Below are 23,723 nucleotides of genomic sequence, written 5' to 3' on the forward strand. Positions count from 1 at the left end.
CCACGCGACAGGTCGCGCCCGAGTGCGAAGAAGGGCCGGAATGCGCTGGCATCCCGACCCTCTCTTATTTCCTAGCGCCGAAGCACCCGACTAACTGCCGGCGGTCTTCTTGGCTGAGGCCTTCTTGGCAGGAGCCTTTTTCGCCGCGGGTTTCCTGGCGGGCGCCTTTTTGGCCGTGCTCTTGTCCACATCGGCCTTGGCGGCGGTGTCGGTTTTCTTGGCGGGAGCTTTCTTCGCCGGAGCCTTTTTCGCCGGAGCTTTCTTCGCCGCAGGCTTGGCGTCACCAATGTCGCCGTCCTTTGCGGGGGTCGTTTTGGCAGCGGGCTTCTTTGTCGGCGCCTTCTTGGCCGGGGCTTTCTTGACGGCTGGCTTCTTGGCAGGCGCCTTCTTCGCCGCGCTCTTCTTCGCGGGAGCCTTCGTTTCCTTGGCTTTTTCAGCCTCGGCTTCCTCGTCCGCCTCGATCGCCGCCTGCAATTCCTCGGTCGTCACTTCGCGTTCGGTGACCTCGGCCTTGTCGAACAGGAAGTCGACCACCTTGTCCTCGTAGAGCGGCGCGCGCAGTTGGGCGGCGGCCATCGGCTCTTGCTGAATGTACTGCACGAAGCGCTCGCGATCTTCCTCGCGATATTGCTGCGCCGCCTGCTGGATCAGCATGTTCATTTCCTGACCCGAGACCTGGACGTCGTTCGCCTGGCCTATCTCCGACAGCAACAGGCCGAGCCGCACCCGGCGTTCGGCGATGGCGCGATAATCGTCCTTTTCCTCTTCGATCTGTTTGAGCGCATCCTCGGGATTTTCTTCCTTGGCGGCTTCCTGCTGAAGCTGCGCCCAGATCTGCTGGAACTCTGCCTCGACCATCGTCGCGGGCACTTCAAAATCGTGGCCCGCGGCAAGCTGATCGAGCAGCGCGCGCTTCATCTGCGTGCGCGTCAGCCCGGCGGTCTGCTGCTCGAGCTGGCCCTTCATGATCTCCTCGAGCTTTTCGAGGCTGTCGAGGCCGAGCTGCTTGGCGAACTCGTCGTCGATCTTGGTGTCGGTTTCGACCTTCACAGCCTTCACCGTCACGTCAAATTCCGCTTCCTTGCCGGCGAGATGCTCGGCCTGGTAATCCTCGGGGAAGGTGACGGTGATGGTCTTCTCATCGCCGGCCTTGGCGCCGACCAGCTGTTCCTCGAAGCCGGGAATGAAGGCGCCCGATCCGATCACAAGCGGCGCATCTTCAGCCTTGCCGCCTTCGAACGGTTCGCCATCGATCTTGCCGAGGAAGTCGATAATCAGTTGATTGCGCTCGGCCGCCTTCTTGGTCTTGGCGGCGTCCTTGTAGCTCTTGTTCTGGCCTGCGACATTCTCGATCGCCTCGCGGATTTGTTCGTCCGTCACCGGCACGACCAGCTTTTCTAGCTTCAGCCCCTCGACGCTCGGCGCTTCGATCTGCGGCAGCACTTCGAGCTCGACGGTGATCTCGGCGTCCTTGCCTTCTTCGTAGCCGTCGCTGAGCGCGATCGAGGGCTGCATCGCCGGGCGCAGATTTTCGTCGCGGATCATCGCGTCGACGCTGTCGCGGATCATGTCGTTGACGGTCTGACCGTGGATCTGCTCGCCGTGCATCTTCTTGACGAGGTTCGCCGGCACCTTGCCCGGACGGAAGCCCGGCATCTTTACCTGCGGGGCGATCTTCTTGATCTCGGCATCGATCTTGCCGGCGATCTCTTCCTTCGTCAGCGTGATGAGATAGGCGCGCTTGAGCCCCTCATTGGTGGTCTGCTTGATAGCCATGGGAAAGTGTCTGAAGCCCTTCTGGAGCGAGAAATCTGATGCCTGATCGGGCCGGCGCTCGGGGGAAGTGGTGCGGGCGAAGGGACTCGAACCCCCACATCTTTCGATACTGGTACCTAAAACCAGCGCGTCTACCAATTCCGCCACGCCCGCGAATGCCCGAACGAAGCCGCGCGGGTGACCCATGAAGGCCCCCGCGCGCACGTGGCAGCCCTCTATCGCCGCTTCGACCAAAGGGCAAGGCTGGTGGTGGCAAAACATCGCCCAACGGAGGGAACGCGCAGACGCTCCCAAAGGTTAATCCTCTGATAGAAGAGAGTTAATCCGAGGAGATATATCGCCATGACACGTATTTCCCGACGTCGCCCGCCTGCCCGTACGAACACAGGCTTCGAGGAACCCACGATCGATGTCGCCGCCTACGATCCCTCCCCCGTGGCCTCGCCCGCAGCCCTTGCCGTCTTCGACGAGGCGGAAGAAGAGCTCGAGCGCTGCGGCGAACTCGGCCCTGAACCCTCCGGCGTCCCGGGCGAAAGGTCGTCCGGTCCCGGCACACAATTGCGATAGGAAGGAGCGCCGAATTCATGGCCCGAGACAAAGATTACGACACACCGCGCACGCCCCCGGCCACTCCGCCGGTCATCGATCCCGACGCAAAACCGGTTCCGCCGGAAGAGCTGGCGAAGGACGGCGACCGGACCGGCGACATCCAGGGCACTGCCAAAGGCGAGCGCGCCGATCCGGCCGAGATCGACGTCGAACTTTTGCAAACGCTCAAAACGCAGCAAGCGCGCGAGGGCGCCGGCGAACAGGCGCATGATGCCGCTACTCCAGAGACGCTGCTGCCGCCCGATTGACGACTGGCCGGGTCGCGGCGGGTCTTTCGCGACAGTTCTTGTCACTCCCTGTGCCCACGCGTAAAGGCGCGAGCCATGAGCGACGACACCAACCCCGAAACCGCGTCCGCCGCATCTCCTGCGAACGCCGGCACGAGCGATACGCCCCCCGATCACCTCAGCGTCAACCCGCGCAGCCCCGCCTTCGACGGCGAGGCGCTCGGCCGCGGTGTCGGCATCCGCTTCAAGGACCGCACCCGCACTGACATCGAGGAATATTGCATTTCCGAAGGCTGGGTGCGGGTCCAGGCCGGCAAGACGGTCGATCGCAAGGGGCAGCCGCTGACGATCAAGCTGACCGGCCCCGTCGAAGCGTGGTTCGAGGATCTGGGCGACAACCCACCGGTGGCAAGGAAGGGCTGAGAATGCGGCGCCGGCTCGTGCCTAGCGCACAGGAGCGGAGCCGCGTTCTCAAGGCAATGTGATGCCCACAAAACCACAGGTCATCATCATCGGACGGCCCAATGTCGGCAAGTCGACCCTGTTCAACCGGTTAGTGGGCAAAAAGCTCGCGCTGGTCGACGATCAGCCTGGCGTCACCCGAGATCGCCGCATGGGCGATGCCGAGATTGCGGGACTTCATTTCACCATTGTCGACACCGCCGGATGGGAGGACGAGGATGACCTCACTTTGCCCGGCCGCATGCGCAAACAGACCGAAGCGAGCCTTGAAGGCGCTGATGTCGCCCTGTTCGTGGTCGATGCGCGCGCCGGGCTGACCCCGCTCGACAATGAAATCGCGCGCTATCTACGCGAGCACGACGTGCCGATCGTGCTGGTCGCCAACAAGGCGGAGGGGTCCGCGGGCGAAAGCGGCGTATTCGAAGCCTATTCGCTGGGATTGGGCGATCCCGTGCCGCTGTCCGCGGAACATGGCGAAGGCGTCGCCGACCTGTTCGGCGCGCTTTGGCCCTTAATCGGCGCGCAGGCCGAGGCCGCCGAGGCGGATATCGCCGCTCCGGATGAAGACGACGAAGACGCGCCGCTCGGCCCGCTCAAGCTCGCGATCGTCGGGCGACCCAATGCCGGCAAATCCACGCTCATCAACCGGCTGCTGGGCGAAGACCGCCTGCTGACCGGGCCGGAAGCCGGCATCACGCGCGATTCGATCGCCATCGACTGGGAATGGACCGATCCCAAATCCGGCGAGACCCGCGAAATCCGTCTGATCGACACCGCCGGCATGCGCAAGAAGCGCAACGTCATCGAAAAACTTGAAAAGCTCAGCGTCGCCGATGCGCGCCGCGCAGTCGACTTCGCCGAAGTCGTCGTCCTGCTGCTCGACGCCACGCAGGGCCTCGAACATCAGGATCTTAAGATCGCGAGCCTGGCATTGGAAGAGGGCCGCGCATTAATGATCGCGATCAACAAGTGGGACGTGGCGGAGGAGCCCTCGGCCCTCTTCAACGGCATCAAACAGGCGCTGCATGACGGGTTGGCGCAGGTGCGCGGGCTCCCGGTCTTCTCAGTAAGCGCGAAGACCGGCAAGGGGCTCGACGCGATGCTCGCCGCCGCCTTCACCCTGCGCGAACGCTGGTCGAAGCGCGTGCCGACCGGAGCGCTCAACCGCTGGTTCGACGACGCGCTCGAGGCCAATCCGCCGCCCGCCCCCGGAGGACGCCGGATCAAGCTGCGCTACATCACCCAGGCCGGCACCCGCCCGCCGCGCTTCGTCATCTTCGGCAGCCGGCTGGACGATCTGCCCAAGAGCTACGAGCGCTATCTGGTCAACGGCATTCGCGCCAAGCTCGGCTTCGAAGCGGTGCCGGTGCGCGTAACACTCAAATCGGCGAAAAATCCCTACAACGCCAATCGCGGCGGCGGCGGCAATTATTCGAGCGGATCGGACAAGTCGTGATGCTCGACCTTCTCGGCGGCATTCTTGCTAGCGAAATCATCGCACGCACGTCGGATACGCCCCGGGTGCTGCGCGCGGTCGAACTGAGTCTCGCGCCCGCTTTCCTGCTGGTCGGCATCGGCTCCATTATGAACGTGATGATGACGCGCATCATCTGGATCGCCGGGCGGATCGAACGGCTGGCCGACAACGAGAAGGGCACCTGCGACATCGCCCACGCCAGCGAAATCGAATGGCTGCGCAAGCGGCGTCGCTTCGTGCGGGTCGCGATCACCTTTTCGATGGCGGCGGCGGTGACGATCAGCGTTGTCATCGCGATCCTGTTCGTCTCCGCCTATATCCAGCCGCGCATTGGAACTCTCGTCGCCGTGCTGTGGGTGGTCACGGTCGCGCTGCTGATTAGCGGGCTGGTGTTCTTCCTGCGCGAAACCCTGCTCGCCGCCGACGGGCCGACACACGATCGCAGGCCCTGAACCGAGCCCTGCGATAGTGCCGCATACGAAAAGGGCGGCGCATCGCCGCCCCGCCCCTCGCTTTTCAGGTCTGGTTCGGCCTAACCGTTGCCGGCCTTGGTTTCGTCTTCACCCGCAGGGGCGCTCTGCAGCTGGACGTAATTTTCCAGACCCATGCGCTTGATCATGTCGAATTGCGTCTCGAGGAAATCGACATGCTCTTCCTCGGCAGCGAGGATGTCTTCGAAGATCTGTTGCGAGGTGTAGTCCTTTATACTGTTGGCGTATTGCGACGCATCCTTGAGAAGCGGGATCGCTTCCATCTCGAGCGCGAGATCGGCTTCGAGAATTTCCTTGACGCTTTCGCCGACCTTGAGCTTGTGGATCGCCTGGAAGTTGGGCAACCCTTCGAGAAACAGGATGCGCTCCGCAATGCGGTCGGCATGCTCCATCTCCTCGATCGATTCCTTGCGCTCATAGGCGGCGAGCTTCGTCACCCCCCAATCGGCGAGCACGCGGTAATGCAGCCAGTACTGGTTGATCGCGGTCAGCTCGTTCGTGAGCGCCTTGTTCAGATATTCGAGGACCTTGTCGTCGCCCTTCATCGCAGGGTTCCCTTGCTCGATGTTTCGTTTGCGCCAGATCAATGCTGGCGCGTGCACGGGCGTCTATAGCGCCGGGATACGGCTTACCGCAAGGGTGCGGACAGAATTTTTTGTTTGGAATCAGCTATTTGCGATCCTCTCGCAATAGCCTGACGGCGCTTTATATTGCGACTTTCTCGCAGGAAAACAGCGCGCGTTCCTGATCGATGATTTTCCCCGCTTCGCCAAGGCATTGACCGCAATTGGGCCGCTTGCCGAGCGTGGCATAGGTTGCCTCGGCATCGCCACCTGAGGTCAGCGCGGCGGCGCGAAGATCCGTTTCGCGGATTGCGTTGCAAATGCAGATATACATCGGTCCGGGTATCACTCCTGCGAAGCGTTTGCAGAAGCCAAGATATGCGAACTAATCGCAATAGCAAGTCAGAAAATGGTGGTGCGGTGCATTTTGTTGCAGGCGCGCCCTAGCGCCGCAGCGGAAAGAGCTTGCGATAGGTCAGGCAGCGCCACAGCCATTCGAGCGGGCCATAGCGATAGCGATCGAGCCAGGGCTTCGACCATAGCAGCATCAGCCCGATGGTCAGCGCGGTGAGCAGATAGAGCTGCGGGCGGTTGAGCTCGCCGAACAGTCCGAGCGCCCAGCCATGCATCACGAAAAGCATGACGACAGACGTGCCGATATAATTGGTGAACGCCGCCCGTCCCGCAGCGCGCACGCGCTCTGCCAGCCATCCGGTCCATGCCGGCGAATAGACGACGAGCAGAGCGGCCAGCCCCAGAGCCATCGCCAAACGAGGCAGCGGCGACCAGGACAAAAACGCCGCATTGGCCGCCCAATATCCGAAATCGGCGTCCTTTACGATGAGCCCGATCAGCAGGCTTAGCACGCCGCCTACGATGACACCTGCCCAGCCCCAACGCACCATGCGCGTGCGATCGAAGGCGCTGCTGAAGAAGCCGAAACGGTAGAGTGACATGCCAATCAGCATGAGCGGCAGCGTCTCAAGGAAGAACATGCCGCTGTTGAAGAGCGGAAAATACCAGTCCTCGCTAACGCGGTGGGCGAGCCACCCTGCATAATTGCCCGATATGATTAGGTCCGCATCGACAAGATCATCGGCAAGCGCGGTATCGATCCCGGCCGCCATTTCGGCGCGCGTTTCGGCCATGCCCTCGCCCTCGCCGAGCGAGGTCTGGGTGAGGAAATAGGGGAAGGAAAAGAGCGTGTAGACGAGCGCGCCGAAGAAATAGGCACCCAAGCCGACGACGAATTGCGCCCGTGCGGTCCATCGCAGGCATGCAAGCGCGAGAAAGCCGATGATCGCGTACATGGCAAGGATATCGCCCAGCCAAAGCAGGAAGAAATGCGCGAGCCCGAACAGCAGCAAGACGAACAGGCGCCAGGCTTGCAACCCTCGCGTGCCGCCCCGCGCCCAGGTGCGCTCCATGAAAAGATACATGCCCGCGCCGAACAGAATAGTGAAAAGCCCGCGCATCTTGCCATCGACAAGGACAAACTGCCCGATCCACAGCCAGCCGCCAGGGTCCCCATCGTCGACCATGAAGGCTTCGGGATAGGTGTAGGCGTTGAAGGGCTGGCCGAACGCGACGATGTTGGCGACGAGAATGCCCATGACAGCGATGCCGCGGATAAAATCGAGGCTGTTGATCCGATCCGCCGCGCGCACCGGGGCGGCGGCTTGAGATGAGGGTTCGAACTGGTCGGGGGTTGTCCCGCGTGCTTCCCCAGTCGGCGCGTGGGGCGGAGCGCCCGCGCTCGTCGCCGTCGCATTGGTCATCTGCGAATCCACCCCTCGCGTGTTGCTATCCACGATACATCATAGCCGCACGGGCGTGGAACGCGAGCGCAGTATCAAAGCATGTTAGCGGGAACGGAGGAGTAGCGGCGATCAGGCGGCGACGACCAGGCAGTCCTTCCCCTGACGCTTGAGCGAGCTGCAGGCCGCCTGCGCATCGCGGCGACTGGCAAAGCCGACCGCCTGCAGCGTCGTATATTTGCGCCCCGGGACGATTGCCTTGCGGGCGCCCGACAATGCCGGATTACTGGAAAGCTGCGCCCACATCCGCTCCGCATTGCCGGCAACGCCGAACGAGCCGAGCTGGACGCGCCAACGCCCCGCAGGCGAGGTTTCGGACGCCTTTTCGGGCGAAGGCGCGACGTTCGAGCGGGCCCGGGCCGGAACGATCACAGGCGCAGGTTTGGCCTGCGCCAATGGTGGCGCATCGAGCGCGACGCCGGCGAACTGCGTCGCCCGGGCCTGCGCCGCTTCCGCCTCCAGCTTGCGCGCGAGAACCTGCGCCTCGCGCCTCTCAGACAACGGTACATATTCGTCCATCTGCGCCAATGCCGGCGCGGCCTGCGGCAGACCTGCCGAACTCGCCAGAGTCAGCAACGCATAGGCGCGCACCCAGTCCTTTTCGGCATGATCGGCGTTGAAATGGGACAGCCCCAGCACATAGCGCGCGCGCGGATCGCCGCGCGCGGCGGCGTCGCGGATCAGCGGCATGGCACGCGCTTGTTCGCCCTGCTGAAACAGGAGCAGACCGAGATTGTCCGCCGCCTTGACATGGCCGCGGCTTGCAGCATCCTCGTATAGTTCACGCGCGCGGGTGATGTCGGCCTCGACGCCGCGGCCCAGACGATAGGCCTGCGCGAGATTGTAGAGCGCATCGGCATCGCCGCTTTGTGCGGGCAGACGCCATTCGCCCACCGCCGCGGCGAAATCCCCGGCGCTCCAGGCATCGACGCCGCGCTTGACGTCCGCAACGGCCGGGCTGGCGAGCACGGCGAGCGCCAGAGCGGCACATCCGGCAAAAACCTCTCCGGTGCGCGCGGCGATGGTCGAAGGATACGAGAAGGGCATTGGCATGACGGCGCGGCTCCCTCCGGTTCAGCGAGCAATCTTCAAATCGGGCGGAGAGACCTCTCCCCGCCCCCGCGCCCTAGCCCGAAAATGGTTAGCAAAGCGTTTAGCATACACCTCTCCCACCCTTCGCCGCGTCGCGCTTTCCCGCGCTTTTCGAACCGCAAACGGACGGCGACCCGATTAACCCAAAATTAGGGGTAGTCTGCGATCCCGGTGATCGAACAGTCGCAATCGGGCGGCAAACCAAGGTCACGAAATCAGGGGGACCGGCGTTGCGTGTACTCGCTTTGGCATCGCAGAAGGGCGGATCGGGGAAAACCACCCTTTCCGGCCACTTGGCCGTCCAGGCTCAGCGCGCAGGCGCGGGCCCGGTGGTACTTATCGACATCGATCCGCAAGGCTCGCTCGCCGATTGGTGGAACGAGCGCGAGGCAGAATATCCCGCTTTCGCGCAGACCACCGTCTCGCGGCTGGCCAACGATCTCGCGGTGCTGCGCCAGCAGGGCTTCAAGCTTGCGGTGATCGACACGCCGCCGGCCATCACGATGGCGATCCAGTCGGTCATCTCGGTCGCCGAGCTGATCGTCGTGCCGACCCGTCCCTCGCCGCACGATCTGCGCGCCGTCGGCGCCACGGTCGATCTGTGCGAGCGCGCGGGCAAGCCGCTGGTCTTTGTGGTTAACGCCGCGACGCCCAAGGCCAAGATCACTTCGGAAGCCGCGGTCGCGCTCTCGCAGCACGGCACGGTCGCGCCGATCACGCTGCACCACCGCACCGATTTCGCCGCCTCGATGATCGACGGGCGCACTGTCATGGAAGTCGAACCCGAGGGTCGCTCCGCCGCCGAGATCACCGCTTTGTGGAAATACATTTCGGACCGGTTGGAGAAGAATTTCCGCCGCACCGTTTTTGCAAGCCCGCCCGCCGGCTACAATCAGTCGCAGGCGAACGGCGTTCACCGTCCCGCGGGCGGCTTCGGTCGCCGGGTCGCACAGTAAGGGGCGCCGCGGCCAATGTCGGAAGCCAGCTTTGCCTCGCTCGGACCTACGTTGCTCGCCCGCAAGGGCGGCGCGAAACCTGCCATGCGTCCGCAGCTTGCCCCGCTCCCCGGCGTCGTCGCTCCCGAAGCGGACGAGCTCGAAGATCTCGGCTGGAACGACATGGGCGGCGAACCGGGCGTCGATAGCGATGCTGGCGACGATTCGGAATCACGCGACAATATCGTCGCGATCAAGCCCGCTCATTCGTCGCGGACCTTCGGAACCGCTGCGAACGCGGCCGAGGGCGGTCTGATCGAGGACCGGCTGCCGCATGGCGGGGCCAACGACACCGCGTCATCCGGCCCCCTCATACATTGCCGGCAACAGGATCTCGCCGACCGTATCCTGCGCGAACACGGTGCGTCGCGGCTTGCAGCCAAATCGCCCCAACCCGTTACCCCGCCCGTGACCCAGCCCCCCACAGCCAAGCGCAAGGCGGCGGCGAGCAAGAACGCGCGCCGCGCCGCTTTCACGCTGCGGCTCGATGCCGACCGCCACCTCAAATTGCGGCTCGCCGCGACCATGCGCGATGTCAGCGCGCAGGCGCTGGTGACGCAGGCGCTCGACGATCTGCTCGCCGACATCGCCGATCTCGACGCGCTCGCCGAACAGATGAAACGCGGCTGAAGCGCGCCGCCTAGCCAAACGACACATTCGAACACGAACGATCGACCAGGACACACTCAAACGTGGTTAATTTAGGGGAAAAGCAGATGGTCCGCGACAATATGGCCCGCCAGGATGAAGGCATCACCGCACGCGCTGTCCGCACGTCGAGGTTCGGCTTGCTGCTGGGCACGGCGATCGCAGGCCTCGCACTTGCCGGCTGCACCGCTTCGGCGCCGCCCGCGCAGGTTTCCATTTCCAAGGCGCAATCCGCGCTCGAGGACGGCAAGGTCGACAAGGCGATCGCGCATGGCGAAGCTGCCGTGCTCGCCGAGCCGCGCGATGCGAGCTACCGCGCGGTGCTCGGCGCGGCCTATCTCGAGGCGGGTCGGTTCCAGTCCGCGGCGACGACTTTCGGCGATGCGATCGAGCTCGGCGACAGCCAGCCGCGCACGCTCCTGAGCTACGCCTTGGCGCTGGCCGCCGTGGGCGACAATGCCGAAGCGGTCACTGTGCTGAAGGCCAATCAGAACGTCATTCCCAGTGCCGATCTCGGCCTCGCGCTGGCGCTTGCCGGTCAGCCGTCCGAAGGCGTGCGCACCCTGATCAGGGCCATCCGCAATGGCGGGGCGGATGCGAAGACGCGTCAGAACCTTGCTTATGCCTATGCGCTCGACGGCAATTGGCGCGCAGCGCGCGTGATGGCCGCAGAAGACGTGCCGGTCGATCAGCTCAACGCCCGCCTGACGCAGTGGGCGGAGAATGTCCGCCCCGAAGATCACCTTCAGCGCGTGGCGCAGCTGCTGGCGGTTCAGCCGACAGCGGATATGGGTCAGCCGCAGCATCTCGCACTCGGTAATTTCCCGAGCCAGCCGACCCTCGTCGCCGAAGCCGAGCAGCAGGCGAGCGAGGCCGAGGTGCTAATTGCCGCCGCCCCGCGCGAAAGTGAGGTTATGGTCTTTGCGATCGGCGCCGAAGATACGCGCGACAACGCGGTCGAAAGCGTCGATCCGACCTCGGTCGCAGCCAGCTCTCCAGCCACGGCAGCCGCACCAGCTCCCAAAGCCAAATCTTCAGGGCCACGCTTCGTCTCCAACGCCGTGGTTCAGACCGTGCCCGAGCGCGCAAAATCCAAAGCCGCTCCCACGGCTGCGGCAAAGCCCGCGCCGACCCGCGTTGCCGCAGCCTCGCAGCAGCGCATGGCGGTCGCCACCGGCTCCGCGGCCACGCACCTCGTTCAGCTCGGCAGCTTCGACAGCCCCGAGGTCGCGCAGGCGAAGTGGAACGACTTCAAACGCCGCATTCCCGCGCTCGCCGCGCATGACATCGTTATCACCGAGGCCGAAGTGAACGGGCGCACCTTCTTCCGCCTCGCCGCCGCCGGTTTTGGAGCGCGCTCGGCCCGCGCCATGTGCTCGAGCGTCAAGTCGGCCGGGCGTGGTTGCTTCGCCTATGCAGCAACCAACCCGCCCGCGGGCGCGGTAAAGCGCGGTGTGCGGGTGGCCGCCGCCTCGCGCTAAGCGCAAAACCTATCGGATCAGCAGAGCCCTCGCCCTCACCGGCGGGGGCTTTGTCGTTGTGGGAGTGTCGTCAAAGGGGAATTTCGACCCCGCCCTTGATGAGCCGGCGCACCCTGCCCTGAACGCCCAGCCTGTCGAACGGCGTGTTGTCCGCGGTCGCCGCCATCTTGCGGCGGTCGACGATCCAGGGCGCATCGGGATCGACGATGGCGACGTCCGCTTCCGCCCCCATGTTAAGCGACCCCGCCTCGACCCCGAGCAGCTGCGCCGGAATGCCCGCCAGAAGCGCGGCGGCGCGCGGCAGGTCGATCACTTCCTCGCGCACCAGCGACAAGGTCATCGCGAGCAGGGTTTCCGCCCCCGCCATGCCGGACGCAGCGTCGCCGAAGGGCAGGCGCTTGTCCTCGGGCCCCCGCGGATCGTGTCCGCTGGAGACGACATCCACCGTCCCGTCGCCGATCGCTTCGCGTGCCGCCTGTCGATCCGCTTCGCTGCGCAGAGGCGGCGAGAGGCGGGCGAAGGTCGGATATTCGGCGATGGCAAGGTCCGAAAGCATGAAATGCGCAGGCGTAATCCCGCAAGTGACGCGCACCCCGCGCGCCTTGGCCCCGCGCACCAACTCGAACCCGGCGGACGTCGTCACCTGCCGAAAATGGACGCGCGCGCCGCTGAGTTCGGCGAGAGCGATATCGCGCGCCAGCGCCAGCGTCTCGGCTTCGGCTGGCGCGCTAGCAAGACCCAGCCGCGTCGCCATCTCGCCCGCCGTAGCCGCCGCATCGCCCGCCAGCGCGCCGTCCTCGGCATGGGCGACCACCACCAGATCGAGCATCGCGGCATATTCGAGCAGGCGCAGCATCACGCCGCTATCGGCGATCCAGCGCCGCCCGGTGGCGATGCCGCGCGCGCCCGCCTCGCGCATCAGCGCCATTTCCGCCAGCTCGCGCCCCTCCAGCCCGCGCGTCGCGGCGGCGAGCGGATGAACCCACAGATCGGGCTTGCCGCTCTTCGCGATGTAATTCACCCGCGAGGGGTAATCGAGCGGCGGCGACTGGTCGGGCATCAGCGCGGCGCGGGTAATCCCGCCGAAATGAAAGGCGGGCTTGTCGATCGCGAAGACGCCGAAATCGACGAGGCCGGGCAGCACCAGCTTTCCCTCCGCCGCGATGACCTCGTCGCCGTCCTGCGCAGAGACCTCGCTGCCTGCAGCGACGATCCGGCCATCGACCGCGCGCAGCGTGCCTTCCCGAACACCATCCGGGGTGACCAGCTGGCCGCCGGTCATGGTCAGGGGCCGCCCCTGTTTCACGTCCAGCCCTCCACACCGCGTGCCGCGCGGGTCAGGACATCGAGACAAGCCATGCGGATCGCGACGCCCATCTCCACCTGGCTGGTGATGATCGAGCGGTCGAGCAGGTCGGCGACCTCGCTGTCGATCTCCACCCCGCGGTTCATCGGGCCGGGATGCATGACGAGCGCATCGGGCGCGGCGCGTTCCAGCCGCGCCTTGGTCAGCCCGTAAAGGTGATGATATTCGCGCGCCGAGGGGATGAACTGGCCCGCCATCCGCTCCGATTGCAGGCGCAGCATCATCACAACGTCGCTACCTTCGAGCGCGGCGTCGAAATCGTGGAACGGCTCGGCCCCCATCGCCTCGACCCCGCGCGGCATCAGCGCTGGCGGCGAACACAGCCGCACGCTCGCGCCGAGCGCTTGCAGGCACAATATGTTCGAGCGCGCGACCCGGCTATGAAGAATGTCGCCGCAGATCAGCACCGTGCGACCCGTGAAGTCCTCCCCCTCCTCCCCGCGCCGCGCCAGCGCTTCGCGCAGGGCCAGCGCATCGAGCAAGCCTTGCGTCGGATGTTCGTGCGCGCCATCGCCCGCATTCAATACGGGGCAATCGACCTTGTCCGCGATCAGCTGGGTCGCGCCGCTCGATCCGTGGCGGATGACGATCGCATCGGCGCGCATGGCATTTAGCGTGATCGCCGTGTCGATCAGGGTTTCGCCCTTCTTCACGCTCGACTGCGCGGCGTGCATGTTGACCACATCCGCGCCCAGCCGCTTGCCCGCGATCTCGAAGGAGAGCAGCGTGCGGGTCGAATTTTCGAAAAACGCATTGATGATGGTCATGCCGGCGAGAAGATCGCTGCGCTTGGACCGCTGACGGTTGAGCTCGACCCAAGCCTTCGCCGAATGGAGGAGATAGAGGATCTCGTGCCGCTCGAGCTGGCCGATGCCGGTAAGATCGCGGTGCGGAAAGGCGAGGCGCCCAGCAGGGAAGCGATCGTCGCTCGGATCGTGGGGCGCTGTGACCATCAAAGCCACGCCCTTAACGGCGCGAGGCCGCACGCTCAACCACTCTTCGCAAAGGCCTCTGTTCCTCCCATGGAACTTTGTCGGGCGGACACCTATGTTGACAGGCACTGAATTTCCCCAGCTCGAATACAGGAACACTCGCAGGCATGAGCTTCATCGGCAAAGCATGGAAAGTCCTCGTCGGCATCAAGGACGCGCTCGTCCTTGTCTTCATGCTGCTGTTCTTCCTCGCGCTGTTCGCCATCCTTTCGGCGGCCCCCAATCCGGGGCAGGTACGCGACGGCGCGCTTTACATCGACATGGCGGGCTACGTCGTCGAGGAACGCAGCGCGGTCGATCCGTTCGCCACCCTGCTTTCGGGCAGCGCCCCACCGGTCGAATTGCAGGCGCGCGATCTCGTGCGCGCTCTGGATGCCGCGGCGGGCGATGACCGGATCAGCGCAGTGGTGCTGGATATGAGCGCCTTTGTCGGCGGCGGTCAGGTTCACATGCAGGAAATCGCCGAAGCGATGGCCCGCGTACGCGCGGCGGACAAGCCCGTACTGACCTACGCCATCGCTTATGGCGACGATCACATGCACCTCGCCAGCCACGCTAGCGAAGTCTGGGCCGATCCGCTCGGCGGCGCGGTCATCGCCGGGCCGGGCGGCAGCAGCCTTTACTATGCGGGCCTGCTGGAAAATCTGCGGATCAAGGCCAGGGTCTACCGCGTCGGCGAATTCAAGTCCGCGGTCGAGCCCTATATTCTCGATGGACCTTCCGAAGCCGCGCAGGAGAATCGCGCAAGCCTCTACGGCGCGTTGTGGGAAGAATATCAGGCCAACGTCAAAGCCGCGCGCCCTGCGATCGAGCTCGATCGGGTCACCGGCGATCCCGTCGCCTGGATCGAAGCCTCCTCGGGCGATCTTGCCACGGCTGCGCTCGAGGCCGGACTGGTTGACAAGCTCGGCAGCCCGGTCGAATTCGGCAAGCGCGTTGCCGAGATCACCGGCGAAGACACGTGGAGCGAGAGCCCGGGCGCCTATCCGAAGAGCGAACTCGCGCCCTATCTAGCGGACGTTGGCCCCGGCACCGGTTCGTCCTCCAACCAGATCGCGGTCGTGACCGTTGCCGGCACCATCCTTGACGGCGAGGCAGGGCCTGGTGCGGCGGGCGGCGAGCGGATCGCGAAACTGCTGGACGATGCGCTCGCCGAGGAGGCGATCAAGGGGCTGGTCGTGCGGGTCGATTCGCCCGGCGGATCGGTTCTCGCATCGGAACAGATCCGCCGCGCGATCGCCCGTTACAAGGAAGACAAGGATGTCCCCGTCGCGGTCTCCTTCGCCAATGTCGCTGCCAGCGGCGGCTATTGGGTCGCGACCTCCGCCGATCGTATCTTCGCCCAGCCCGAAACCATCACCGGTTCGATCGGCGTTTTCGCGGTCATCCCAACTTTTGAGGATGCCGCCGCCGAGATCGGCGTCAACGCCGCCGGCTATCGCACCACGCCGCTTTCCGGCCAGCCAGACCTCGTCGAAGGATTCACGCCTGAGATCGACTCGATCCTGCAGGCAGGCGTCAGCGACACCTATGCCGATTTCCTTGCGCGGGTGGCCGAGGCGCGCGGCATGTCGCCGGCGCGGGTCGACCAGATCGCCCAGGGCCGCGTCTGGGACGGCGGCACCGCGCGTCAGCTCGAGCTCGTCGACCAGTTCGGCGGGCTTGCCGACGCGCTGCAATGGGTCGCGGGCGAGGCCGGGCTCGATGATGACGACTGGAGCGCGCGGTTCCTGGGTGCGCAGGAGAACAGCTACGATTCGCTCATTCGCCAGTTGCTCGTAGCTGGCGCGGCGCCTGTCCCCTCGTCGGCCGCGGTAGACCTCTTCAGCCTCGCAGCACGCCAGCGCGAGGTGCTGCTCGGCCAGGCGATGCGCGACTTCGACCTGCTGCTGAATGCGCGCGGGGTTCAGGCCTATTGCCTCGAATGCCCCGGCGAACCGCGCCCTGCGACGCCCGGCGAAGCAAGCGGTTTCGCGCAGCTGGTCGCCGATTGGGCGCTGCGCTAAGGCGACGCCGAGGCTTGCCAACCGGCCACGCGCGCAGTAAGTGCGCGCCCCTGCCCGGGGCCGCGCTGTGCCCCGACACGGGCGGGCGCGTAGCTCAGTGGTAGAGCACACCCTTCACACGGGTGGGGTCGCAAGTTCAATCCTTGCCGCGCCCACCATTTGCCCCGGTTCGCCAGCGTTCGTCCGCTGCGCTCGGACCTTGATCGGGCTTATGTGGATTTCGATCCAAGCGCTCGCTGCACAAGCCGCATCCATTCGTCGGCGATCGAGGCGGTATTGTAGCGCGCGGAAGCCGCCAGCGCATTCGCGGCTAGGCTGCGTCGAAGGGCCGGATTTGCCATGAGGCTCGCCATCGCCCCTGCGAGACCAGCGACATCGCCCTGTGAAACGAGTTGGCCCGATACGCCGCTATCGATCATGTCCGAGACGCCGTGCTCGCAATCGAAGGCGACCACCGGCAGTTCGGCGGCCATCGCCTCGACGATGACGTTGGGCCAGCCTTCATAAGCTGATGAGAGCACGAGGATATCTGCTGTCTCGACCCATTGCCCCGGCGTCGTGGTCAGACCGGGCAGGCTGACGCGATCATCGAGCCCATGCGAAGCGCGCAAGGCTTCGAGCTCGGCGCGCGCTTCCCCCTCGCCCCATATGGTGAGGTTCCATTTGGGAAATTGCGCGGCGATTGAAGCGAAAGCCTCGATCAGAAGGTGGAACTGCTTTTGCCCCGTCAATCTGCCGACGGCGGTGATGGTGTTGCCCTCCCGGCGGTTGCTCCAACCTTTGGGGAGCTGGACGGGGTTGGGAATTATCGTCGTTCGCGGGCGCTGGTTCGCCGGATAGTAGGAGGCGGCACCGTCGGTCATGGTGACGAAGGCAAAGGCCTTGGGATAGGTATAAGCGCGCGCCGCGCGCCACATGGCGTTGAAGCGTTGCAGGGTCGGGTTGTTACGCTCCGACACAATGACCGGAAGCCGCGAGCGCCGCGCGGCGAGGATCGCCATGATATTCGTTTTGGTCAGGAAACTTATTACTGCATCGGGCCCGTACGCGCGATATGCGCCCTCAATCGCCCTTATGCGCCGCACAGTCTGCGATATCTGAGCTGGCAGTCCATTTTTTGGTGCGGGCAGGTTCAGCGGGAAGAAGCGGACCTGCCGAGCTAGCGGGTAGAACGGGGAAAAATCGCGCGCATCGAAGGTGGCTATCCCCACATCGCGGCCTTCGCCTGCCCAGTGGTTCGTGAGCGTCGTGACAACCCGCTCGCTGCCTCCCGCCCCAAGCGATGGCAGAACGAACAAGATGCGGGGATGCCCGCTCGAGGCGTCCGGATGGTCGGATGTCATCGGAACAAGGCAATCGCTCGGGTCGACATTGCGCTTTTGAATAACAGTCGATGCGAGGGGGCGCATTCAAGCAAACGGACTAATCCTTTCTGGACGGCGAAAGTCTCGCGAATATCGCGGTCAAAGAACGGGACGCGCCCTCGATCTGGCGCGAAGGCGCGGCGACGAGGAATGCTATTCCGCAAACGGTCATCGCCCGAGATGGCCAGCCTCACTACCCATTGGAGTGATTGCCAAGGCCAATTCTCCAAGTCATCTTCCAATCATCTCGCACGAGCAGGGTCTGTTTCAAATTCAAAGCCTTGTCGAAGGGCGCGCCGCCCAAAACCGCAATCGTGCGCTGATACGAATGGAAGGTGCAAATTGACCTTGCAGTACAGCGATATCGATTTTCTGATCATCGGAGCCGGCAAATCGGCGACGACCTGGCTGCAGATGCAGTTACAGGCGGATCCCGCAGTCTATATGGTCGATCCCGAACTGCATTACTTCTCGCGCGAATATGAACGGGGAGACGATTGGTACCTGTCGCAATTCAGCGAACAAGGTATCGGGAAGCTAGTGGGCGAGAAATCCAATTCCTATCTCGACCGTCCCGAAGCCGCAGCCAGAATTCATGCCGCTCTGCCCCACGTCAAACTGATCGCGCAGCTACGCAATCCGGCGGACCGGGCCTATTCGCATTACTGCATGCAATTTGGTCGCGGCGAAGTCGGACCGGACATCGAGAACTATCTCGATCCGGCGAAATGCGCGGACGACCGGCTGCTGAGCATCGGCAATTACGCTGCGCATCTGCGTCGTTTCGTCGAGCTTTTCGGAAGAGAGAAGCTGCTGGTCCTGCTCTACGAGAATGTCGCCGTCGATCCCGAAGCGCAAATGGCCCGCGCCCGCGCTCACCTGGGTTTGCCGGCGCGTCCACTCGCAGCCAGCGGAGCCAAAAAGGTAAAGGACAAGACGGCGCGTCACGTACCGGCGAATATTGGACAGCGCCTCTCATGGATGAAGCCGATGGTGCGACCTTTGCGCGGCACGCCGCCCTTCGAAGCCGTTCGCAATTCGATCGCGCGCGAAATCCAATATCCTTCGCTCGGCGACAAGCTTCGCCAGAAGCTGAACGACCATTACGCGCCTTCTATAGAGGAATTGCAGGAACTGAGCGGCGAATCGCTCGATCACTGGTATGATCGCATGAGCGAAACTGCATAGGGCTGCGCCGGGATCGGCTTTGGCCCGGGAAAAACGAGCGGACCCTTTTGCGTTTTATTGGGGGAAGTGGATATGAGCCGTGATCTCACAGCGGTTGAAGAGCATTTCGACTTCGGTGAAAACTGGAACGATTATTCCAGGCTGATTGACGACACACGCATCGCTTCGGCCAAGGACGGACTGCTCAAGCTCGTGAGCGCGGCCCGGATCGAGCGATCCACCTTTCTCGATATCGGCAGCGGCTCGGGGTTGCACAGCTGCGCTGCCGGACTGCTCGGCGCCAAATACGTAACCGCTGTGGATGTCGATCCCGCAAGCGTGCGAACGACGCGGGACGTCCTGTCGAGATTTCTGCCGCCTCAGACCTGGGAGGTGCATGAAAGGAGCGTGTTCGACATGTCGCCCCAAAAGTCGGGGACATTCGACATCGTCTATTCGTGGGGCGTTCTTCACCATACCGGCGATCAGGAAAGGGCGATACGAACGGCTGCATCGCTCGTGGAGCGAGGGGGAACGCTGGTCCTGGCGCTTTATCGGCCGACCTATCTGGACGGGTTCTGGAAGGCCGAAAAACGCTGGTACAAATCGGCCTCGAGACCAGCGCAAAAGCGCGCGCAACAGGTTTTCGACGCGGGATTTCGCCTCGCCTGCCTCGCCACCGGACGCACGAAGCAGTCCGATCGTCGACGTGGGATGGATTACTGGCACGACGTGCACGACTGGCTTGGCGGATACCCGTACGAATCGATGTCCCCGCGAGGGCTCGAGAGGATTATCGCACCCGAGGGTTTCATGCTGGAGCGGGAGTTTTCGCGGCGCAAGGCCTTGGGGCTGTTCGGATCGGGCTGCGATGAATTCGTCTATCGGCGCGCGGGGTAAGAGCCGGAGATCGCCGCGCAAGCGATCGGAACAGAAGCAGTGATGCGACGCCGGTCACATGGGCATGGACAGATGTATCAAATATTACGATCTGCAGCGACGGGGGTCTGCCTCATCTTCGCTTTCGAAGCCTGTGGCGGCGACGAAGTCGACAGGACTGCGATCGACAACCCGGTCTCCCCCGGCGGTGCGATCCCCGTCAGCCCCATCGCCGACGATAACGACCCGCGGAAAATCGCATTTCCTGGCGCGGTGGGTTATGGGCGCTTCGCGTCGGGATGGCGAGGCGGCGATGTCGTCTATGTCACCTCGCTTGCCAATGATGGTCCGGGCACATTGCGCGAATGCGCTGAACATGACGGACGGGGCCGCATCTGCGTTTTCGGCGTGTCGGGCACCATCACCATCGACGATCAGATCAGGCCAGCATCGAACACCTACATAGCCGGACAGACCGCTCCGGGCCGCGGCGTCCAGATCAAGTTGGGCGCCGGACGCAATTCGCCGCTGATGATCTTAGAGGCCCGCGACGTCCTCGTGCGCAACCTCAAGTTCCGTCCCGGTCCCAGCCGCACCCCGTCTTCGAACGTCGATGGCCTCGCGATCGAAAGCAGTTCCAACATTTATGTCGACCGGGTTTCCGTGCAGTTCGCAACCGACGAGAATCTCAGTCTCGGAACGGAGGATCGACCGAGCGAAGATATCACCATCGCGCGCAGCATCACCGCCTTCGCGCTGGACAAGTCGAACCATCCCAAGGGGCGCCACTCGAAGGGAGCTTTACTCTGCGCCGACGACGGAACGAGCAGCCAGTGCGGCCGCGTCACTCTCTATGCCAACCTGTTCGCGCACAACCGCGACAGGAACCCGGACATCGCCTCGTCACCGTCGGGTTCGATCGATATCGTGAACAATGTCTTCTACGATGCGACCTCGCAATTCGGAGAATTCAGGAATCTCTACGGCGACACCTGGATCAATTACGTGGGCAACGTGGTCCTGCCCGGGCGCAGCACGCGGGAAAGCTCTCCTCCTGCCGCTTTCGAGGTGCTGCCCTTCGGCGCGGACGAAGGCTTCGTCATCGAGGTTTTCGAACGGGACAACATCCATCGCGCCAACAAGAGCCACGACGATTGCGATCGCACGATCGACCGCCGGATCGCCGATGAGGACGCGGCACCCTACCTCGTCTCCGCTCCGCGCTCGCCGCTTTCCGTAAAGCCCATAACCTCCGCGCAGACACTTGAGCTCGTACTCGCCGAAGCCGGTGCGCGTCACGGGTCGGACAAGCGGCTGGACGATCTCGATGCCGCCGTGATCGCCAATGTGCGAAGCTGTCGCGGACGCAGGATCGATCGTCCTGGCGAAGCCGGCGGGTGGCCAGATATGCCGCGGGTGAACGGTCCGCTCGATACCGACCGGGATGGCATGCCCGATGCGTGGGAGCAGGCGCGTGCCGGGCTAGATGCGACGGACCCTTCCGACACGTGGCACGACCGCGACGGCGATGGCTGGTCCAATATCGAGGAATATCTGAGCCACCTGGCGGGCGATCCCGTGTCCTGACGCCGCCCCTCGGCGGCTTCGTGAGCATCCGCGTAAGCCGCGCTCCGCCAAAAGCCTCGCCACATCCAAAATGGGGTAGTCCCTTATAGCAAATGCGACGAGTTGGACCCGCTGGTAAGTCTGCTCCGGTAGAGGCATGCAGCGGTAGCCGTCGCTGCGTCGCTGATCGCTTATTGGCCGCGCTTCGGATAACGCGTCGGCGCCAGCGCAAAGCCTTATCGACCGAGTGACGCAAGAGACGATAGCGCTGCATGAAGAAGTTCATCATCACCGGCATTCAGATGCGAAACAAGGGCTCTCAGGCCATGTTTCTCTCGCTCTATTATGCGCTGAAATCGTATGATGCGAATTGCGAAGTTGTCGGCTTCGCCTTCAAGACCGATGAGCCCGAACAATACGCGTTCAAGCTGCTGCCGCATGATGATTATACCCGGCTCGTTTTCAAGTACCGGCTCAACCGTGCCTCGTTCGTGACCTTCTTCCTGACCCGTCTTGCCGCCCTGGTGCGCAAGACCGACAAGTGGAACGGCAAGCTTGCCGAGATGAACAAGGCGCTGCAGGAAGCCGACGCGATATTCGATGCCAGCGGCTACACTCTCGGCTCCGGATGGAGCAAAGGCGGCGGGGAACGCCTGCTCGAAACAATCAAGATGGCGCGGCGTAACGCTACGAAGATCGTCCTCATGCCCCAGAGCTTCGGCCCCTTCAACTGGGGAGAGGACAACGATGCGCAATATCTCGAGCGGGTTAAGGAGGAGCTGCGCTATTGCTCCAAAATTTATGCGCGCGAGACCGAGGGCTACGAATGCCTGAGAGCCTTAGGCCTCGAGAATGTCGAACTGTCGGCGGACATGGTGATTCGGGAGGAGTTCTTTCCAAAGAGCAGCGACATCTTCGAGAACGGCAGCGGCGATCCGATCGACTATCCCGAGGAAGGTTCGGTCGGGTTCATCGTCAACGAGAATCTTTTCAGGATCGGCGAACCGGACAAGGTCCGCAGCCTCTATGCACGGATCCTGGATCGACTGGTCGATCGCGGGGAAACGGTCTATTTCTTGAATACGTCGACGGCGGATCTGGCGCTAACCGAATTGATACTGAGCGAAGCGAGAAACAGCTCGCAAGTCCGCGTGATAACCGGAGACTATTCTAGCCCCGATCTGATCGAGATGATCGGTCGGTTCAAATACACCGTCGCCTCGCGCTACCACTCCATCGTCTTCGGCTATCGCAGCGGCGTTCCCGCTATAATCTTCGGCTGGGCTGCGAAGTACAACGATCTCGCGGCGCATTTCGGACAACAGGACTTCGTTTTCGATGTGAAGAATGCGGACTTCGATCGGATCGTCGAAAAGATCGAAGTGATGGGACGGACCCACGCGGAGGAGTCCCAGAAAATTAGAGAGAACCTGGCGAAGATGCACTCGAGCTCGGTGGTCGAGGATGCTTTGGACGCACTGAATTCATGACAGCTCGCGCAATCGGGTTCGCCGTGGATGCGCCTTTGGAAGTCCGGGCGGTTTGTTCCGCTACCGGAAAGCGGAAGATTGGGGTTGGAGGTGATGGGGAATGAATTCGATAGTCAAGAAGATTCTGCCCGAACAGCAGGTTGACCGACTTCGCGACGCGCGCCTTTTCCTGAGGGAGTCGGGGGCGAGCCGGTTCGTCACGTCCGCGCAGACGGCCGGCATGAAGTTCGCCTCGCAGGTCAAACCGCTGGCATCGGCTTATTATGCGCTGGTTTCGAGCAAATTTCAGCGCGAGGAGCGCGCGGTGCTGTTGGGACGAGCGAAATACCATCAGGAGCTTCAGGAAAACGACGCCAACGTGTTCCTCATGCGCCGGAACGTCCATCGCCTCGAAAAAGGGCTATTGATGAAGCCGCGCCGCCCGGTATTCGCGAAGGATTACATCCTGGAGACCGTGAATGTGTATCGCAAGATCGTGGCCGAGCCCTGGCGGTCTGCTGAGAACTCGCTGGATTCGCTGCGCTGGGGCTACGACGTTCTCTCCGAATATTTCGACGCGGTCGCAGCCGATCCGGTGGTCGACCGTGCTCGCGCAGTCTTCGAGAAATGTCCTCCGCCCGCCGAAGCTTGCGCTGCCAACCGAGATCGGATCCCATATCTGCGCAACCTCGCTGAAGATCCGGTCAGTTTCGAACAGCTCGAGCAATTGGCGATCAAGCGGCGATCGGTGCGTTTCTTCGACCGGAAACCCGTGCCCCGTGAATTGCTCGACAAAGCCTTCACGCTGGCCGGATTGTCGCCCAGCGCCTGCAACCGGCAACCCTACAGGTTCCTGGTCTATGACGATCCCGCAATCGTCGACACGGTGGCCTCGCTACCGGGCGGCACGATCGGCTTTCGGCACAATATCCCGGTCGTGGTCGTGATCCTGGGTATGTGGGACGCGTTCTACAGCGAGAAGGATCGACACGTGCCCTATATCGACGGCTCGCTTGCCGCGATGTCCTTCTCCTACGCGCTCGAGACGCTAGGTCTCGGCGCCTGCATCTTCAACTGGCCCGATATCGAAGCGCATGAAAAGCGAGCCGAAAGGGTTCTGGGCCTTAAAGGCTATGAGCGCCCGATTTTCTTCATGGGGGTAGGATATCCCGACGCGGGGGCAATGGTCGCCTATTCACAGAAGCGCCCGCTCGACGTCATGCGCGAATACAATGCGCCAATAGTCGCGGACTGAACCGCGACGGCTCTTTGTGCC

Annotated in this window: 22 protein-coding genes and 2 tRNA genes; 15 read left to right on the forward strand and 9 right to left on the reverse strand. The window is 63.5% G+C overall.

What is annotated here, in order from left to right; genetic code table 11:
* Positions 1–90: 90 nt before the first annotated feature.
* Complete coding sequence (tig, locus tag V2I30_RS11945; RefSeq protein WP_330662401.1) at positions 91–1,776, reverse strand: trigger factor; 1,686 nt, start codon at positions 1,774–1,776, stop codon at positions 91–93.
* Between the two features lie 68 nt (positions 1,777–1,844).
* Positions 1,845–1,929: transfer RNA gene (locus V2I30_RS11950), tRNA-Leu, on the reverse strand.
* 189 nt (positions 1,930–2,118) lie between these two features.
* On the opposite strand from V2I30_RS11950, the gene V2I30_RS11955 reads away from it, so the two are divergent.
* From V2I30_RS11955 to V2I30_RS11975, 5 genes are all read left to right on the forward strand, one after another.
* On the forward strand, positions 2,119–2,343 hold the full coding sequence (locus V2I30_RS11955) for a hypothetical protein (RefSeq protein ID WP_330662402.1): 225 nt from the start codon (positions 2,119–2,121) through the stop codon (positions 2,341–2,343).
* A 17-nt stretch (positions 2,344–2,360) separates the two neighbouring features.
* Positions 2,361–2,633 (forward strand): hypothetical protein, encoded by a 273-nt coding sequence (locus V2I30_RS11960; protein WP_330662403.1) that lies wholly within the window; start codon positions 2,361–2,363, stop codon positions 2,631–2,633.
* A gap of 75 nt (positions 2,634–2,708) precedes the next feature.
* Positions 2,709–3,035 carry a DUF3297 family protein gene (locus V2I30_RS11965; protein ID WP_330662404.1) on the forward strand — a complete coding sequence of 109 codons (327 nt, stop codon included), beginning with the start codon at positions 2,709–2,711 and terminating at the stop codon, positions 3,033–3,035.
* Between the two features lie 61 nt (positions 3,036–3,096).
* Positions 3,097–4,530: a ribosome biogenesis GTPase Der gene (gene der, locus V2I30_RS11970; protein WP_330662405.1), complete on the forward strand. Its 1,434-nt coding sequence runs from the start codon at positions 3,097–3,099 to the stop codon at positions 4,528–4,530.
* Positions 4,530–5,003, forward strand: a complete 474-nt coding sequence (locus V2I30_RS11975; RefSeq protein ID WP_330662406.1) for a DUF2721 domain-containing protein — start codon at positions 4,530–4,532, stop codon at positions 5,001–5,003. The genes der and V2I30_RS11975 overlap by 1 nt, the downstream gene beginning before the upstream one ends.
* Before the next feature lie 80 nt (positions 5,004–5,083).
* On the opposite strand, the gene bfr is transcribed toward V2I30_RS11975, so the two are convergent.
* From bfr to V2I30_RS11995, 4 genes are all read right to left on the reverse strand, one after another.
* The gene (gene bfr, locus V2I30_RS11980; RefSeq protein WP_330662407.1) at positions 5,084–5,587 is read right to left on the reverse strand and encodes a bacterioferritin; all 504 of its coding nucleotides are present in this window, start codon (positions 5,585–5,587) and stop codon (positions 5,084–5,086) included.
* A 160-nt stretch (positions 5,588–5,747) separates the two neighbouring features.
* Positions 5,748–5,939, reverse strand: coding sequence for a (2Fe-2S)-binding protein (locus V2I30_RS11985; protein WP_330662408.1), 192 nt, complete (start codon positions 5,937–5,939; stop codon positions 5,748–5,750).
* A gap of 109 nt (positions 5,940–6,048) precedes the next feature.
* The gene (locus V2I30_RS11990) at positions 6,049–7,383 is read right to left on the reverse strand and encodes a DUF418 domain-containing protein (protein WP_330662409.1); all 1,335 of its coding nucleotides are present in this window, start codon (positions 7,381–7,383) and stop codon (positions 6,049–6,051) included.
* 111 nt (positions 7,384–7,494) lie between these two features.
* Positions 7,495–8,475 carry an SPOR domain-containing protein gene (locus V2I30_RS11995; RefSeq protein WP_330662410.1) on the reverse strand — a complete coding sequence of 327 codons (981 nt, stop codon included), beginning with the start codon at positions 8,473–8,475 and terminating at the stop codon, positions 7,495–7,497.
* A 269-nt stretch (positions 8,476–8,744) separates the two neighbouring features.
* On the opposite strand from V2I30_RS11995, the gene V2I30_RS12000 reads away from it, so the two are divergent.
* The 3 genes from V2I30_RS12000 (at position 8,745) to V2I30_RS12010 (ending at position 11,638) form a co-directional block, all read left to right on the forward strand.
* Positions 8,745–9,470 carry a ParA family protein gene (locus tag V2I30_RS12000; RefSeq protein ID WP_330662411.1) on the forward strand — a complete coding sequence of 242 codons (726 nt, stop codon included), beginning with the start codon at positions 8,745–8,747 and terminating at the stop codon, positions 9,468–9,470.
* Between the two features lie 15 nt (positions 9,471–9,485).
* Positions 9,486–10,139 (forward strand): hypothetical protein, encoded by a 654-nt coding sequence (locus V2I30_RS12005; protein WP_330662412.1) that lies wholly within the window; start codon positions 9,486–9,488, stop codon positions 10,137–10,139.
* 86 nt (positions 10,140–10,225) lie between these two features.
* Positions 10,226–11,638: a tetratricopeptide repeat protein gene (locus V2I30_RS12010; RefSeq protein WP_330662413.1), complete on the forward strand. Its 1,413-nt coding sequence runs from the start codon at positions 10,226–10,228 to the stop codon at positions 11,636–11,638.
* Positions 11,639–11,708: 70 nt separating this feature from the next.
* On the opposite strand, the gene V2I30_RS12015 is transcribed toward V2I30_RS12010, so the two are convergent.
* Together V2I30_RS12015 and V2I30_RS12020 are read right to left on the reverse strand one after the other, a co-directional pair.
* A complete protein-coding gene (locus V2I30_RS12015) occupies positions 11,709–12,944 on the reverse strand; it encodes a dihydroorotase (RefSeq protein WP_330662414.1) in 1,236 nt (411 codons plus the stop codon).
* Positions 12,941–13,957: an aspartate carbamoyltransferase catalytic subunit gene (locus V2I30_RS12020; protein WP_330662415.1), complete on the reverse strand. Its 1,017-nt coding sequence runs from the start codon at positions 13,955–13,957 to the stop codon at positions 12,941–12,943. The genes V2I30_RS12015 and V2I30_RS12020 overlap by 4 nt, the downstream gene beginning before the upstream one ends.
* 146 nt (positions 13,958–14,103) lie before the next feature.
* Between V2I30_RS12020 and sppA the strand changes: the two genes are divergently transcribed.
* A complete protein-coding gene (gene sppA, locus V2I30_RS12025; RefSeq protein ID WP_330662416.1) occupies positions 14,104–16,002 on the forward strand; it encodes a signal peptide peptidase SppA in 1,899 nt (632 codons plus the stop codon).
* Between the two features lie 83 nt (positions 16,003–16,085).
* Positions 16,086–16,160, forward strand: a tRNA-Val gene (locus tag V2I30_RS12030).
* Positions 16,161–16,211: 51 nt separating this feature from the next.
* Here V2I30_RS12030 and V2I30_RS12035 read toward each other — a convergent pair.
* Positions 16,212–17,411, reverse strand: coding sequence for a glycosyltransferase family 4 protein (locus V2I30_RS12035; RefSeq protein ID WP_330662417.1), 1,200 nt, complete (start codon positions 17,409–17,411; stop codon positions 16,212–16,214).
* A 297-nt stretch (positions 17,412–17,708) separates the two neighbouring features.
* On the opposite strand from V2I30_RS12035, the gene V2I30_RS12040 reads away from it, so the two are divergent.
* The 5 genes from V2I30_RS12040 (at position 17,709) to V2I30_RS12060 (ending at position 23,702) form a co-directional block, all read left to right on the forward strand.
* A complete protein-coding gene (locus tag V2I30_RS12040; RefSeq protein WP_330662418.1) occupies positions 17,709–18,554 on the forward strand; it encodes a sulfotransferase family protein in 846 nt (281 codons plus the stop codon).
* A gap of 72 nt (positions 18,555–18,626) precedes the next feature.
* On the forward strand, positions 18,627–19,433 hold the full coding sequence (locus V2I30_RS12045; protein ID WP_330662419.1) for a class I SAM-dependent methyltransferase: 807 nt from the start codon (positions 18,627–18,629) through the stop codon (positions 19,431–19,433).
* Positions 19,434–19,505: 72 nt separating this feature from the next.
* Positions 19,506–20,999, forward strand: coding sequence for a hypothetical protein (locus V2I30_RS12050; protein ID WP_330662420.1), 1,494 nt, complete (start codon positions 19,506–19,508; stop codon positions 20,997–20,999).
* Between the two features lie 251 nt (positions 21,000–21,250).
* Positions 21,251–22,468 (forward strand): polysaccharide pyruvyl transferase family protein, encoded by a 1,218-nt coding sequence (locus tag V2I30_RS12055; protein WP_330662421.1) that lies wholly within the window; start codon positions 21,251–21,253, stop codon positions 22,466–22,468.
* A 100-nt stretch (positions 22,469–22,568) separates the two neighbouring features.
* Complete coding sequence (locus V2I30_RS12060; RefSeq protein WP_330662422.1) at positions 22,569–23,702, forward strand: nitroreductase family protein; 1,134 nt, start codon at positions 22,569–22,571, stop codon at positions 23,700–23,702.
* Positions 23,703–23,723 lie beyond the last annotated feature (21 nt).

The organism is Erythrobacter sp. (assembly GCF_036351135.1).
In the GTDB taxonomy this organism is placed as follows: domain Bacteria; phylum Pseudomonadota; class Alphaproteobacteria; order Sphingomonadales; family Sphingomonadaceae; genus Erythrobacter.